Annotated in this window: 10 protein-coding genes and 1 pseudogene; 2 read left to right on the forward strand and 9 right to left on the reverse strand. The window is 68.4% G+C overall.

The features are described from left to right. Window positions 1-3 precede the first annotated feature (3 nt). From ABZ441_RS04510 to ABZ441_RS04550, 9 genes are all read right to left on the reverse strand, one after another. Entirely contained in the window at window positions 4-1,122 is a 1,119-nt protein-coding gene (locus ABZ441_RS04510; RefSeq protein ID WP_358968257.1) for a dipeptide ABC transporter ATP-binding protein, read from the reverse strand. A gap of 15 nt (window positions 1,123-1,137) precedes the next feature. Then, entirely contained in the window at window positions 1,138-2,199 is a 1,062-nt protein-coding gene (locus ABZ441_RS04515; protein WP_358968260.1) for an ABC transporter ATP-binding protein, read from the reverse strand. A gap of 10 nt (window positions 2,200-2,209) precedes the next feature. After that, window positions 2,210-3,187, reverse strand: coding sequence for an ABC transporter permease (locus tag ABZ441_RS04520; protein ID WP_358968263.1), 978 nt, complete (start codon window positions 3,185-3,187; stop codon window positions 2,210-2,212). 102 nt (window positions 3,188-3,289) lie between these two features. Beyond that, entirely contained in the window at window positions 3,290-5,086 is a 1,797-nt protein-coding gene (locus ABZ441_RS04525; RefSeq protein WP_358968266.1) for an ABC transporter substrate-binding protein, read from the reverse strand. A 100-nt stretch (window positions 5,087-5,186) separates the two neighbouring features. Beyond that, window positions 5,187-6,224 (reverse strand): ABC transporter permease, encoded by a 1,038-nt coding sequence (locus ABZ441_RS04530; RefSeq protein WP_358968268.1) that lies wholly within the window; start codon window positions 6,222-6,224, stop codon window positions 5,187-5,189. Between the two features lie 788 nt (window positions 6,225-7,012). Further along, window positions 7,013-7,225 (reverse strand): hypothetical protein, encoded by a 213-nt coding sequence (locus ABZ441_RS04535; protein ID WP_358968271.1) that lies wholly within the window; start codon window positions 7,223-7,225, stop codon window positions 7,013-7,015. Window positions 7,226-7,250: 25 nt separating this feature from the next. Further along, a complete protein-coding gene (locus ABZ441_RS04540) occupies window positions 7,251-7,553 on the reverse strand; it encodes a hypothetical protein (protein ID WP_358968274.1) in 303 nt (100 codons plus the stop codon). A 293-nt stretch (window positions 7,554-7,846) separates the two neighbouring features. Continuing rightward, the gene (gene typA, locus ABZ441_RS04545) at window positions 7,847-9,721 is read right to left on the reverse strand and encodes a translational GTPase TypA (RefSeq protein ID WP_358968275.1); all 1,875 of its coding nucleotides are present in this window, start codon (window positions 9,719-9,721) and stop codon (window positions 7,847-7,849) included. A gap of 335 nt (window positions 9,722-10,056) precedes the next feature. Continuing rightward, window positions 10,057-12,405: an ABC transporter substrate-binding protein gene (locus ABZ441_RS04550; protein WP_358968278.1), complete on the reverse strand. Its 2,349-nt coding sequence runs from the start codon at window positions 12,403-12,405 to the stop codon at window positions 10,057-10,059. A 252-nt stretch (window positions 12,406-12,657) separates the two neighbouring features. On the opposite strand from ABZ441_RS04550, the pseudogene ABZ441_RS04555 reads away from it, so the two are divergent. Together ABZ441_RS04555 and ABZ441_RS04560 are read left to right on the forward strand one after the other, a co-directional pair. Then, window positions 12,658-12,926 (forward strand): annotated as a pseudogene (locus ABZ441_RS04555) (LacI family transcriptional regulator); the annotation flags it as partial. 73 nt (window positions 12,927-12,999) lie between these two features. Next, window positions 13,000-15,105, forward strand: coding sequence for a TPM domain-containing protein (locus tag ABZ441_RS04560; RefSeq protein ID WP_358968280.1), 2,106 nt, complete (start codon window positions 13,000-13,002; stop codon window positions 15,103-15,105). Window positions 15,106-15,116: the final 11 nt, after the last annotated feature.

Raw genomic sequence — 15,116 nt, forward strand, 5'->3', positions numbered from 1 at the left:
CGGCTACTCGGTGTCCGCGTCCTTCTCGAGCTGCGCGAGCGCGGGGTCGAGAACGATGTCCGCGCCGGTCTTCGCGGTCGTCGGGTCCTCCGGGAAGTGGCAGGCCGTCAGGTGGCCTTCGCGGTTGCCGGAGATCTGGACCAGCGGCGGCTCCTCCGTCGCACACTTGTCCTGAGCCTTCCAGCAACGGGTGCGGAAGCGGCAGCCGGACGGCGGATTGACGGGCGAGGGCACGTCGCCCTCGAGCCGGATCCGCTCCTTGCTCGCGCTGTCCACGTCCGCCTCGGGAACGGCGGACAGCAGGGCGTGGGTGTAGGGGTGCCGGGGCCGGTTGTAAAGGGAGTCGCGGTCGGCGACCTCCACCACCTTGCCCAGGTACATCACGGCCACGCGCTCGGAGAAGTGCCGGACGATGGCCAGGTCGTGGGCGATGAAGACGAAGGCGATGCCCATCTCCCGCTGAACCTTCTGCAGAAGGTTCACCACCTGCGCCTGGATCGAGACGTCCAGGGCCGACACCGGCTCGTCCGCCACGATCAGCTTCGGCTGGAGCGCGAGGGCGCGCGCCACTCCGATGCGCTGGCGCTGGCCGCCGGAGAACTCGTGCGGGAAGCGGTTGTAGTGCTCGGGGTTCAGACCGACGAGCTCCAGCAGCTCCCGTACCCGGTTCTCCCGGCCACCGGCCGGGTTGATGCCGTTGACCTCCATCGGGCTCTTGATGATGGTGCCGACGGTCTGCCGCGGGTTCAGCGAGGAGTACGGGTCCTGGAAGATCATCTGGATCTCGGACCGGATCGGGGCCAGCTGCCGGCGCCCGGCGTGGGTGATGTCCTGGCCCCGGTAGGTGATCTTCCCGCCGGTCGGTTCGAGCAGGCGGGTCATCATCCTTCCGGTGGTCGACTTACCGCAGCCGGACTCGCCGACGAGGCCGAGGCTCTCGCCCTCGTACACCGACAGGTCGATGCCGTCGACGGCCTTGACGGCGCCGACCTGGCGCTTGAAGGGGAAGCCGCCGTAGATCGGGAAATGCATGGCCATGCCCTCGACCGAGAGCAGTTCGCGACGTTCACGAACCCCGTCCGTGGAACCCTGCTGTTCAGGCAGAGTGACGTTTTCACTCATGTCTCTGCGTCTCTCCTAGCCCAGCCGGGGCTTGATGTCGTCGATGAAGATCGTGCGCTTCTGCTCCGGCGTCAAGTGGCAGGCTGCCGCCCGGCCCTCGGCCAGTGACGGCCGCTCGGTGCCGCACAGTCCCCCGTCGACCTTCTCGGCGAAGGCACAACGCGGATGGAACGCGCAGCCCGAAGGCGGGTTGAGAAGGCTCGGAGGCGAGCCGGGGATCGGCATGAGCGCCTCGTTGATGTCACCGCCCAGCCGCGGCATCGAGCTCAGCAGACCCCAGGTGTAGGGGTGCTTGGGCTGCTGGAGCACCTCACGGACGGTGCCGCGCTCGACGGCCCTGCCCGCGTACATCACCAGCAGGTCGTCCGCCATGTTGGCGATGACCCCGAGGTCGTGGGTGATGAAGATGATCGCGGAACCGAACTCCTGCTGCAGGTCCTTGAGCAGGTCGAGGATCTGGGCCTGCACCGTCACGTCGAGCGCGGTGGTCGGCTCGTCCGCGATCAGCAGATCGGGGTTGCACATCAGCGACATGGCGATCATGGCGCGCTGCCGCATACCACCGGAGAACTGGTGCGGGTAATCGTCGAAGCGCAGGGCGGGCTGCGGGATACCGACCTTGGTCAGCATCTCGATGGCCCTGGCCTTGGCCTCCTTGCGCGAGGCACCCGTGTGCTTCCGGAACGGCTCGGCGAGCTGTCTTCCCACGGTGTAGTACGGGGAGAGCGCCGTCAGCGGGTCCTGGAAGATCATCGCGGCCCGGTTTCCGCGGAGCCGCTCCATCTCCTTCTCCGAGGCCGCGATCAGGTTCTTGCCGTCCAGCAGGATCTCTCCCGTGACGTCCGAACTCTGCGGATTGTGCAGCCCGAGGACGGCCAGGTTGGTCACGGACTTGCCGGATCCCGACTCACCCACGATACCGAGCGTCTTGCCCCGCTCGACGTCGAACGAGAGCCCGTCGACCGCCTTGACGACGCCGTCCTCGGTGGAGAACCGCACCCGCAGGTCGCGTACCGAGAGGAAGGCGTCCGGCCCGGTCGGGGCCGGAGTGTCTTCGGTCTTGGTCAGTGTGGTCACGGTCGTTCTCCTAGGCGAGGCGCACGCGCGGGTCGATGTAGGCGTATGCGAGGTCGACGATGATGTTCAGGATCAGGATGAAGAAGGCTCCGAACAGCATCACCCCCATGGTCACCGGAAGGTCCTTGGTCAGCGAGGACTCCACCGCGAGACGCCCGATACCTGCCAGGTCGAAGGTGAACTCGGTGACCACACCGCCGGCGAGGAGTCCGCTGAGGTCCATGCCGAGGATGGTGACGATGGGAGCGAGCGAGCCTCGCCAGGCGTAGCGGAAGAAGACGTACCGCTGAGGCATGCCCTTGGCGCGTGCCGTGCGGACGTGCTCTTCCTGGAGCTGTTCGATCATCGTGGAGCGCGACATACGGGTGTACTGCGCGGTGAAGATCGTCGCCATGACGGCCCACGGGATCAGCAGCGCGAGGGCCCACTTGAGCGGGTTGTCGAGGAACGGCAGGTACTTCGGATTCTCCATCCAGCCCGTGCTGTAGACGAAGATGCCGAGGACGATCGGACCGAGGAAGTAGATCTGGAACGAGCTGAGCACCATCGAGGCGCCGCTGACAGCCTTGTCCAGGGCGGTACCGCGCTTCCACGCCGCGAGCAGACCCGAGCCGAGGCCGATCACCAGGAAGATCACCAGGGCGCCGACGGTCAGCGACAGCGTCAGCGGGAACCGGTCCATGATCGAGTCCCACACGAAGTCACCGGTGCTGAAGGACTGTCCGAGGCACGGAGCCGCGCAGTGTCCGACGGCGAAGTCACGGCCGGCGACGATACCGCGCATGAACTCCCAGAACTGCGTGGTGATGGGCTTGTCGAGGCCGAGGTTCTCACGGATGACCGCAATGTTCTCCGGCGAGCAGTTCTTGCCGCAGGAGAGCTGGGCGAAGTCCTGAGGGATTGTGTAGAACAGGAAGAACGTGAAGGCGCCGATCAGGAACATGATGACGACTGCGCCGGTCAACCTGCGGATGAGGAACTGAAGCATCGCGGGAGGCTGCTCTCTTCGGAAGCGGCGGGTTGTAAGGAGGGGTCCGTGGGGGTGCGCTCCGCCTGGCGCGCACCCCCACGGAGTAGCCGATCTGAGGTGTTACGGCTTCTTCAGGTACAGACGGTTGATGTCGATGTAGCTCGAGTTGGTGCTGTACCGGGCGCCGCCGATGTTGGAACCGAAGAGCTGGAGCTGCTTCGAGTAGTAGACCGGGGCGGCCGGGTTGATCTCCTCGACGATGCGCTTGTGCGCCTCTTCCCACTTCTTGGCCGCGGCCTCGGGCTCGAGGACCAGCGCCTCCTGGATGAGGCTGTTGACCTTGGAGTCGTTGATGTGGGAGTAGTTCGGCTGACCGTCGGCGACCAGGGTGCCGTCGTAGACCGGGGTGACGACCGTGGACTGGGAGGCCCAGTCCTGACCCCAACCGGTCATGTACAGGTCGAAGCCGTTGTCGATCTTGCCGATCTGCTCGTAGAAGGTCGCGCGGTCGATCTCCTTGGCCTGGACATCGAAGCCGACCTTGGCGAGCGCGTCCTTGATGATGACCATCTGCTTCTGGCCACGCGGGGTGTTGGAGTAGGCGTAGGTGAGCTTCGTGCCCTCGGCGACACCCGCCTCCTTCAGCAGCGCCTTGGCCTTCGCCGGGTCACCGTTGGGCTTCTTCAGCTTGCCGAACGGGTCGTACGTCGCGTCGTAGCCCGGCAGGGTCGGCGCGAACAGACCGCCGGCGAGCTCGCCGCCGTACTTGCCGCCGTCAGCCTGGATCATGGACTGGTTCGGGATCGCGTAGGTGATCGCGTCGCGGACCTTCTTGTCCTTGAGGCGGTCCAGGTTGAAGCTCATCTGCCACACGTAGGGCTGGTAGCCCTTGATCGTGCGCTTGTTGACCGCCGCGTCACGGATCACCGAAGACGTCTGCGCCGGGTCCACGGAGTCCGTGAACTGCATGGCGTTCTTCGCTTCGCCCTGGTCGGCGATCAGACGCTTGGTCTGGCTGGGCTGGTCGATCGTGGTGGTGAAGTCGTAGCCGTCCACGTACTGGTGGCGAACGGCGTCCGTCTTCGGGTCCCAGTTGGTGTTCTTGACCAGCTTCAGGGACTTGCCGGACTTGTACTCGGCGATCTTGTACGGGCCGAGCGACTTGGGAGCCTTGTCGTACTTCTCCTTCGTGTCCGCCTTCTCGGGCACGATGGCGTAACCGGCCATGGAGAGCGCCTGGGGCAGGTCCGGACGCGGCTTGTCGAAGTTGAAGACGATCGTCTTCTCGTCCGGGGTCGACAGCACGCTGTCGGGAAGGTGCTTGCCCTTGTACGGGCCGTCCGGCAGCGCCTTGCGGTAGTCCGAGCCCGAGAGCCAGGTCTGGACGAAGGACGGGCCGTCGAAGATGACCTTCGAGTACTGACGCTCGAAGGTGTGACGGACGTCGGCCGAGGTGATGGCGTTGCCGTCCTCGTCCTTGATGCCGTCCTTCAGCGTGTACGTCCAGGTCTTGCCGCCGTTGGAGGACTTGCCGGCGTCGGTGGCGATGTCACCGACGACCGTCAGGTTGCCCTTGTCGTCCTCCTGGTAGTTCGTCAGCTTGCGGTGGACCAGGTTGGCGAACTGGCCCGCGTCGCTGACGTAGATCTGACCCGGGTCCATGTGGGACAGGTCGGACTGCGTGTAGATGTTGATCATGCCGCCGGGCTTGGCGCCCGGGACCTCGGCCGCCGGGCCGGTCGAGTCAGCGGCCTCGCCGTAGACGACAGGCTTCGACTGGGACGCGGCGTCCTTCTGGGACTTGGACTCGTCCTTTGCGTCCTTGCCACTGTCCTTCGAGCAGCCGGTGAGCGCCAGCGAACCGGCAGCGGCCGCGACGACGATGACGCGTGCGGAACGCGATCGAATGGGATTCATGATGCTCTGTGCACCTACCTGTCGGTTGTTATCCAGAGAAGTGCTGCCTGACCGTCCGGTTGCCCGGTGCGGGGGCGGCAGCCACCCCCGCCCATGGACGTCACCGTCCGGTCTTGGGGTCGAACGCGTCCCGGACCGAGTCACCAAGGAGGTTGAAGCACAGAACGAAAACCACCATGGCAATGCCCGGGAAGAACATGAAGGCCGGATCCTGCTCGTAGATCTCGGCACCGATCGCGAACATCCGGCCCCAGTCGGGTGTCGGCTCGACGAAGCCGACACCGACGAAGGAGAGGAACGCGATGCTCAGGATGGAGCTGGGCAGGGTGTATGTGCCCTGCACGAGGATCGGCGTCACGATGTTCGGCAGGATCTCCTTGCGCACGATCCGCCACCGCGAGGCGCCCGAGACCTTGGCCGCCTCCACGAACTCCCGCTCACGCAGGGAGAGCACGGAACCGCGGACCAGACGGGCCATGCCCATCCAGCCGAGGAACCACATCACCAGGAGGATCGCGACGGCGCGCATGTACGTGGGCGTCTCGTCCGTCGGTGAGACGAACAGCGCGGTCACGACCGGCATGAAGGCGATGAAGAAGAGCTGGCTGGGGAAGGAGAGGAAGAAGTCGGTGACACGGCCGAGCCAGTAGTCGACCTTTCCTCCGAAGTACCCGCCCACCATGCCGATGAGCACGCCCGTGAAGACGCTGAGCACCGTCAGGACCAGGGCCATGTACAGCGACGTCCGCATGCCGTAGAGCAGCATGGTGAAGACGTCCCGGCCCAGGTTCGGCTCGACACCGAACCAGAAGTCCCCGGACATCCCGCCGAAGGAGCCCGAGGGCATGGCGAAGTCGTCGAGCAGGAACGGGTAGTCCGGCTCCTGCGCGTAGAGCGTGTACGGGTCCTTGCCGTACAGGCTGGAGATCACCGGGGCGAGCGCAGCAATGGCGAAGTAGAAGATCACTACGACCGCGGAGATCATGCCGGTGCGGTCGCGCTTGAAGCGCATCCACATCAGCTGCCCCGGGGACCGGCCTGCGGGAGCACCGGTCTCAACGGCCTTGCTGTTCGCCGGGGTCTCATCGTCCAAGGCGACAGAGGCCGTGGCGTCCTCGGCCTCGATTGGACTGGTCATGATGCGTCCATTCACAAATGTCGGGTACCGGCGCCCGGTCAGGCCGCGCGGTGGAGTTCGGTTCACTCACTGCGTCATGCCTGCTGTGTGGCGGCCCCTCCGAGCCGGCCGCATCCTGTGACCGGGTGCGGCGGCACGACTGTCCGCCTGTCGGGAATTACCTCAGGACTCAACAGTCGAAGGAGCGCCAACAGGAGTGGGTTTCACTCCCGGACGCGCGTAGAGCGAGTGGGACGGGCCGGAACGCCGTCAGGCGTCGCCGACCACAGGACCGGGTGAGCCGAGATGTACGAAACCGTGCGGTCGCGCCGTACCGGACGGCTCGACCGCGTTATTACCCAGGGCGGCGCACATGGGTTCCTCCTCGTGAGTCCACGTAAAACAGTTGCGGCACCTGCTGCCCGTCGACACCCCTGACGACGGGAAGAGGGACACACCGTGTGCTCGCGAGCCGACACCTTCGCAGTGCGTGACCCGTTGACCCGAGCTCAACTGAGCCAACTATTGAGCACAGTCGGGCCGTAAACCACACTTAAAGGGTCTCGGTTTGACAACATCAGGAGACCCCGGATGGTCAAAATTCGGACAAAGTGATCCTAGACAGACACGCCCGAAACGGACCGTTAACACACGCTCCGGTGAACCATGCACGATATCCGGACGTCTGACGCGGGAAAACGGGTTGCGCACCCACGGTCGCGGGGGTGGGGCACCGGGGCGACGGAGCGCCCCCGGCACCCCGTCGAACTCGGGTCACCGGGGGCGCGGCCATGCCTCGGGCCAGGAGGTCAGCAGTACTTCTTCTCGGCGACCGCCGGGGAGGTCTTGGGCGGCTTGGTGGCGCAGCGCACCCCGCCCTCGGTGGAGACCGTCCAGCTCTGGGCCTTGCCGTAACGGCCCGTCTTGATCCACTTCGTACCGCGGTCGCAACGGTGCTGCGTGTAGTAGCCCTTGGCCTTCTTCGTGCCGGCGTAGAAGACGTAGGTGCCGTCCTTCGTCACCCGGAAGCTGACGGACTCGGACTTCTCACGCGTCCAGCTTGCCCTCGGCCATCAGCTCCAGGCCCAGGGAGCCCTCCAAGCCGGCCATGACGACCGTCCCGCTCACCTTCGCCCCGGCCGTCGCGGTCACCGAGGCGCCGACCTCGGTCACCTTCTGCGCACTGTACGTCTTGGTGGCGGTGCCACCGGTGTAGTTCTCCAGCACCTTGCGGTGCGTCACGACCCAGGCCTTGCTCTTCTGGGCCCACGTCAGCTTGGTGCTCCCCGGATTGCACATCGGGTCGCTGCCCGCCGCGCCGGCGAGTGCGGCAGCTACGACTTTCTGCATCTCTCCCCCTTGCATGTGCGAATGGAAACGATTCGCACAGCAGTCGAATGTCACATGACCCGACGTGACGACGACCACTCCGTCGCCCCGCCAGGGACATCTCCAGCGACATGCGCAAGGCCTGAGGTACGCGTGACGAGTCACGCACGTAAGGTAACTGGACGTTTTGCGTCCGCTAATTGCCCGGCGTGGCGCATCCGAATGCGCAGAGAGGGGTGAGGCGCATGACTGAGGCCCAGGTACCCGTGGGTACCTGGGCCTCAGTCATGCGCCTCACCGGCGCACCGGGTCGGTCAGCCGTTCTTGGCGCGCGAGGCGGTACGGCCACGCTGCTTCGCGTCCAGGACGACCTTGCGGATACGCACGGTCTCCGGGGTCACCTCGATGCACTCGTCCTCGCGGCAGAACTCCAGGGACTGCTCCAGCGACAGCTTGCGGGCGGGGACCACGTTCTCCGTGGTGTCCGCGGAAGCCGCACGCATGTTGGTGAGCTTCTTCTCCTTGGTGATGTTCACGTCCATGTCGTCGGCGCGGGAGTTCTCGCCGATGATCATGCCCTCGTAGACCTCGGTGCCGGCCTCGGTGAAGATGACACCGCGCTCCTGGAGGTTGACCATGGCGAACGGCGTCACCGTGCCCGAGCGGTCGGCGACCAGCGAACCGTTGTGACGGGTGCGCAGCTCACCGAACCAGGGCTCGTGGCCCTCGAAGATGGAGTGCGCGATGCCCGTACCGCGGGTCTGCGTCAGGAACTCCGTGCGGAAGCCGATGAGGCCGCGGGAAGGCACGATCCACTCCATGCGGACCCAGCCCGAACCGTGGTTCGTCATGGTCTCCATACGGCCCTTACGGGTCGCCATCAGCTGCGTGATGGCACCGAGGTGCTCCTCGGGCGAGTCGATCGTCATGCGCTCGATCGGCTCGTGCGTCTTGCCGTCGATCTGCTTGGTGACGACCTCCGGCTTGCCGACGGTCAGCTCGAAGCCCTCACGGCGCATCTGCTCGACGAGGATCGCCAGCGCGAGCTCACCACGGCCCTGGACCTCCCAGGCGTCCGGACGCTCGGTGTCGAGGACGCGGAGCGAGACGTTACCGATCAGCTCGCGGTCCAGACGGTCCTTCACCTGGCGGGCGGTGACCTTGTGGCCCTTGCCGCCCTTGCCGACGAGCGGCGAGGTGTTCGTACCGATCGTCATCGAGATGGCGGGCTCGTCGACCGTGATCAGCGGGAGCGCGATCGGGTTCTCGGGGTCGGCCAGGGTCTCGCCGATCATGATGTCCGGGAAACCGGCGACGGCGCAGATGTCGCCCGGGCCCGCCTTCTCGGCCGGCTGACGGGTGAGCGCCTCGGTCATCAGGAGCTCGGTGATGCGCACGTTGGAGATCGTGCCGTCACGCTTGATCCAGGCGACCGTCTGGCCCTTGCGCAGCTCGCCCTGCTCGACGCGGCAGAGCGCGATACGGCCGAGGAAGTTGTCGGCGTCCAGGTTGGTGACGTGGGCCTGCAGCGGGGCGGCCTCGTCGTACTCGGGGGCCGGGACCGTGGAGAGGATCGTCGTGAAGAACGGCTCGAGGCTGTCGCTGTCCGGCGGGACCGTGCCGTTCTCGGGCTTGGTCAGCGACGCGACGCCGTCACGGGCGCAGGCGTAGACGATCGGGAACTCGATCTGGTCCTCGTCGGCGTCCAGGTCCAGGAAGAGGTCGTAGGTCTCGTCGATGACCTCGGAGATCCGGGAGTCCGGACGGTCCGTCTTGTTGATGCAGAGGATGACCGGCAGCTTGGCGTCGAGCGCCTTGCGCAGGACGAAGCGGGTCTGGGGCAGCGGACCCTCGGAGGCGTCGACGAGCAGAACGACCGCGTCCACCATCGACAGACCACGCTCGACCTCACCGCCGAAGTCGGCGTGGCCGGGGGTGTCGATGATGTTGATCGTGATCGGGTCCCCGCCATCCTTGGGGTGATACTTCACCGCCGTGTTCTTGGCGAGGATCGTGATGCCCTTCTCACGCTCCAGGTCGTTCGAGTCCATCATGCGTTCGTCGAGGTTCTCGGCGGCGTGCGCGGCGAAGGCGCCCGCCTGCTTGAGCATGGCGTCGACCAGCGTGGTCTTGCCGTGGTCGACGTGGGCGACAATGGCTACGTTACGGATGTCGTGGCGCGTGGGCATGGGTGGCTTGCGCTTCTCTCAGATCGTGGGATCAGGCGTCTCAGTCGGTCTTCGAGTCCTCGTACGCCCGCCGGGCGGCACGCCACGGCTAGTCCAATGGTACGGGCCCGACGGGCCCGGGGCTTCCCGACCCGATCCACAGGACAGGGCTGCAGCCACAATTCAGCCGATATTCAGACGGTATTACGTCATCGTCCAGCCGGTTCGAGGCCGGACGGCAAGGGGTGTGAGAAGACGAGCGGCCCGGGTCGGGGCGGGCACCACCTTGCCCGCCGGGGCTGCCGGCGGGCAAGGGATTTGAGGTGTATCTGAGCTTCGGATGAGGCCCTGACCTGCTACTTCTTCCGGTTCGCGGGGGAACCTGCCGCTTGGCGCCCGGTGAAGCCGATGTCCTCGTAGCGAGGTGCGGCGAAGCCGAAGGCGCCGATGTTCGCCAGCTTCTTGTCGACGGCGACCAGTTGTGGCCTCTGATACAGCGGAATCGATCCTGCGGCTGCCCAGATCCGTGCGTCGGCCTGCTTCAGCAGATCTCTCGACGCGTTGGCGTCGAGCTCGGAGACCGCCCGGTCGAAGAGCTGGTCGATGTGGTCGGAGCCGACCCGCGTGTAGTTCTGCTCGACCAGCAGCGAGCCGTCGGTGGCGGGCTCCGGCTTGGCGAAGATCGGGCGGCCGTCGGTCGCCGGGTAGGCGGTCGCGGGCCAGGAGTACAGCGCGAGGTCGTAGTCGCCGGAGGCGATGTGGTCCTTGAAGTAGCTGTCGTCCTCGACCTTGATGATCTGCGTGCCGATGCCGACCGAGTCCAGCATCTCGACGATCTTCTCGCCCACGGTGCGCAGCGACTGCGATCCGGGGCCCGAGGGCAGCACGAAGCGGAGGCTCAGGGGCTTGCCCGCCTTGCCGAGGCGTTCCTTGGCTGAGACGGGGGCCGGCGCGGCGGTCCCCTTGGGGGCGTAGGCGCCCTGGGCGCCACCGGCCTGCTTGTCCTGGGCCGTGACCTCACCGCCGTCGGCCGGACGGTCGCCCGGCTTGTCGTCGCCGACGACGTACGTCCCCTCGTCGCGGGATGCCTTGCCGTCCTTCTCCGCCTTCTCGTCCTTCTCCGCCTTGCCGTCCTTCTCCGCCTTGCCGTCCTTCTCCGCCTTCTCGCCCGTCTCCTTCCCCTCGGCCGTCTTCTTCCCCTCGGCCGTCTTCTTCCCCTCGGCCTTGCCGTCCTTCTCCGCCTTCTCGCCCGTCTCCTTCCCCTCGGCCGTCTTCTTCCCCTCGGCCTTCCCCTCCTCGGCCTCGCTGCCCGCCTTCGTGTCCTCGGTCCTGCGGGTGGCCCCGCCCGGGGTCCATCCGGCGTCGGCCAGCAGCGCCTGGGCCTCCTTGGTGTCGTGTTCGCCGAGTGCGCCGCTGCCGTCCTTGTAGCCCGGCTGCCCGGCCAGCGCCAGGTGGCTGCCGGGCAGCTCCGCGGGCAGGCCGAGAGGCTTGAGCACCGTGTCGGCGAGCTCCTGCCGGTCCAGGGAGCGGGCGATGGCACGTCGCACCCGGTCGTCGGAGAGGGGCCCGGACTCGCCGTTCAGCGCGAGCTGCGTGTAGGCGGGCTCCAGAGACTTGCGCACGGCGAAACCGCTCAGCGTCTTCTGCTCGGCGGCGTACACGGCGACGGCTTCCTGGTTCTCCGCGCGGGCGGCCTGTTCCGTCTCGGCCGCCTCCTCGTCCGAGCCGTGGGCCAGCGCCCAGGACCGCAGGGCGGAGGCCGGGGTGACGTCGGATCCGGGCCCGTGCGCCGGAGGCCCGCCGTTCCCGCCGCGGTAGCGGGCCGCCCGGGCGATGCCGTCGGCCGTCGCCGGGTCGATGTCGGCGACGTCCACCGTGCCCTCGGTCAGTGCCTCCGCAAGGTCCCCGGGCTCGACCGCGCGGAAGACCAGGGATTCGAGCTTGGCCCTGTCGCCCCACCAGCGCGGGTTCCGGTCGAGCACGACCGTCCCCTCGGGCTTGTTCACACTGCGCAGCCGGAACGGCCCGGCGGTGTTCTTGAGGGTGGCCCGGGCGCCGTCGTTGAAGGTGCCGGGAGATCCGGTCACCTCCTTCGGGTACAGCGGTGAGAACAGCGAGCGCCAGTCGGCGTACGGTTTCGAGAAGGTGACCCGGACCTGCAGATCGTCCTTGCCGCGTTCGATCTTCTCGATCCGCTCGTATCCCGCGTTGCGCGCGGTCCAGAAGGCCGAGTCCTTGCCGCGCAGCGCGCGCCACTGGGCGACGAAGTCGGGGGCGCCGATCTCCCGGCCGTCGCTCCACACGGCCTGCTGGCTGAGCTTGTAGAGGACGACCTGTCTGGGCTCACGCTCGATGACCTTGGCCGACTCCAGGTAGTCGGGGTTGAGCCTGGGCTCCCCCTTGGCGTCCATGGGGAAGAGCGAGGGCAGCAGGGCACCGGTGATCCGCGTGGTCGCGCTGTCGGCGTCGGCCTGGTAGGCGTTCAGGGTGGCGGGCACCCCGTCGATCGCCCACGTGACGCTCGAGCCTTCGGTGATCCGGTCCCGGGAGGCCGGGGCGATGTCCTGAGGGACGGCCACCGAGGTGGGGCCCTCTCCGTCCGAGGAACAGCCCGCCAGTACCGGGATCGTGAGCACACCTGTCGCCAGGAGCGCGACCGAGCGGCGCTTTCGGGCCGTCCCGCGTGGGACGCCGACGTGGGCCATGGCTGTTACCTCCGGAGCCGGCCCGGTCCGCCCCGTACCGGAAGGGACCGGATGATGCGTACTGGTGGCATTTGCAGTTGATCAGACTGATTCGCTGATCCACTGAACGCACGTGTACGCGCGGGAGGAGGCAGACGCGGCCGGTGGGCGCCACGGATGTCACCCACGCGGCCCCGGGACCGGCCCGGCCGCGCCCGGGACGGGAAGCGGCGGGTCTCGGCGCGGCCTCCTCGACGTTCGCGGCGGCGCGGCGCCCAGACCCGCGAGCGGGCGCTGCGGGCAACCCGCGAACTCGGCCACGTACCGAGCCGGGACCCCCGGACCGGCGAGCCGTGCCACCGGGGTCCTGGGTCTCTGCTTCCCCGACTGTGCCCGGACGCCGAGGCCGACGCGAGACCGGCAGCGGGGCCGACGACGCCGCGATGCCGCACTCCGACCAGGTCATCCGCGGCATGGCGCGTGCGGCCCGCCGCCACGGCTACGCCCTTCTGATCGCCGCGTCACTGCAGGGCGGTCCGGAGGTGGAACCGGCCGCCGTACAGCGCGGCAGGTGTCGGGTCGCGGGTGCCGACACGCGGACATAGCCTCCCAAATGTGACGCCGCCTTCGAGCCGCACCGGGACGTCCCGGTTTTCGATACCCGGCAGGATCCTCCTCGCCGCCCTCACGGCGGCGCTGTGGATCGCCCTGCCGGGCACCTTGGACGCCCGGGCCGAGGACCCCGTCGCCCTGTCCCGCGAAGGGCAGATCACCGACAAGGTGGACGCGCTGGGCGATCGCGAGCCGCAGACCGAGGCCGCACTCGATCGCTTGTTCGAAAGACAACAGGTACAGCTCTTCGTGGCGTACGTCCGCGACTTCTCCGGGCGCAACGCGCAGACCTGGACCGACGAGACCGCGGACCGCAACGGCCTGGGCCAGGAGGACGTGCTGCTGGCCGTGGCCACGCACGACCGGCAGTACGCCTACTCCGTCGGCCAGGGGTCACGCCTCACCGACGCCCAGCTCCAGAAGGTGTCGAGCACGGCGATCGAGCCGGCTCTCCGGCAGAACGACTGGGCGGGAGCCGCGATCGGCGCCGCCGACGGCTACGCCGCGGTGCTGGCCGGCGATCCCGTTCCGGCCCCCGCCGTCACTCCGGGCGCCGCGGACCCCGGGGACGGTTCCGGCGCGGGCGCCTCGGCCGGTCTGATCGTGCCCCTGGCCGTGGTCGTCGTCGCGGGGGCGGCCGCCGTCCTCGTCTTCACCCGCCGCCGGCGCCGCACGAGGACCCGGACGACACCGGCGGCGGGCGGCTGGGGCGACGGGGCCGGAGCAGCGGCCGAGCCCTCGGTCCCGCTGCCGGAACTCGACACACGGGCCAAGGAGGACCTCGTCGACACGGACGACGCCGTGCGGACCAGCGAGGAGGAACTGGGCTTCGCCACGGCCCAGTTCGGCGACGAGGCCGCGGCTCCGTTCGCCGCCGCCGTCCAGCACGCCAGGACCGCACTGACCGAGGCCTTCCGGCTCCGGCAGCAACTGGACGACGCCTTTCCCGAGGACGACGCGACCCGGCGGCGGATGCTCGACGAGATCATCAGCCGCTGCTCGGACGCCAACACGCGCCTGGACGCCGTGTCCGAGGACTTCGACCGGTTGCGCGCCCTCGAACAGACCGCCCCGCAGGCGGTGGCCACCGCCGAGGCCACATACCGGGAGCTGCTCGCACGCGCCTCCGCCGCGGAGACGGCTGTCCGCGCGATGCGGCACCGGTACGCGGAGACAGCGGTCGCTCCAGCCGCCGAGGACGTCGCACAGGCCAAGGACCGGCTGGTCTTCGCCACCTCCGTCCTCGACCAGGCGCGCCAGGCCGTGGACAGCGGCGACAACGCCCGGGCCGCCGTCCACGTCCGTGCCGCCGAGGGCGCGATCAAGCAGGTGTCCACCCTCGTGGACGCGGTCGGCCGGCGGGCCGGGGAGCTGGCCGAGGCCGCTGACAAGCTGCCGGGCGCGCTCACCGAGACGGAGACGGACCTGGCCGACGCCGGAGGGCTGCTCGACGGCACCCCGGAGGGTGCGCCGACCGCGGATCTGCGGGGCCGGGTGGCCCGTGCCGAGGCGGTCGTCGCCACGGTGAAGGGGGAGCTGGACTCGGGCGCGTACGACCCCGTCGACGCGCTGCGCAGAGTGGAGGAGGCCGACGCCGCACTGGACGAGGCGCTGGCCGGAGCCCGCCGGCAGGAGCAGGGCGGCCTCCGGGCGCGTTCACTGCTCGACCGGGCGCTGCTCACCGCGAGGGCCTCGATCGGCGCCGCCGCGGACTACATCACCACCAACCGGGGCGCGGTCGGCAGCCAGGCACGCACCCGGCTCGCGGAGGCCCAGCGCCGGTGGGAGAGGGCAGGGCAGCTGTCCGGGGCGAACGACCCCCAGGGCGCCCTGGCCGAGGCACAGCAGGCGGACGCCCTGGCCGTGCAGGCCCGGAGCCTTGCCGAGCGGGACGTGGGCGACTACCGCGACCGGAGCGGGTTCGGCGGCGGTTACGGCGGCGGCGGAACGGGCGGCGCCGTGCTGGGCGGCATCATCCTCGGCGGGCTGCTCGGCGGCGGGCGGAGCGGGGGGCCCGGGGGTGGTTTCGGCGGCGGGTTCGGCGGCGGCCCGGGCAGCTTCGGCGGCGGCGGTACCCGCGGCCGGCGGGGTGGCGGGGGCCGCTTCTGACGCACCACGCC

The sequence above is a fragment of the Streptomyces sp. NPDC005752 genome, assembly GCF_040630715.1.
In the GTDB taxonomy this organism is placed as follows: Bacteria; Actinomycetota; Actinomycetes; order Streptomycetales; family Streptomycetaceae; genus Streptomyces.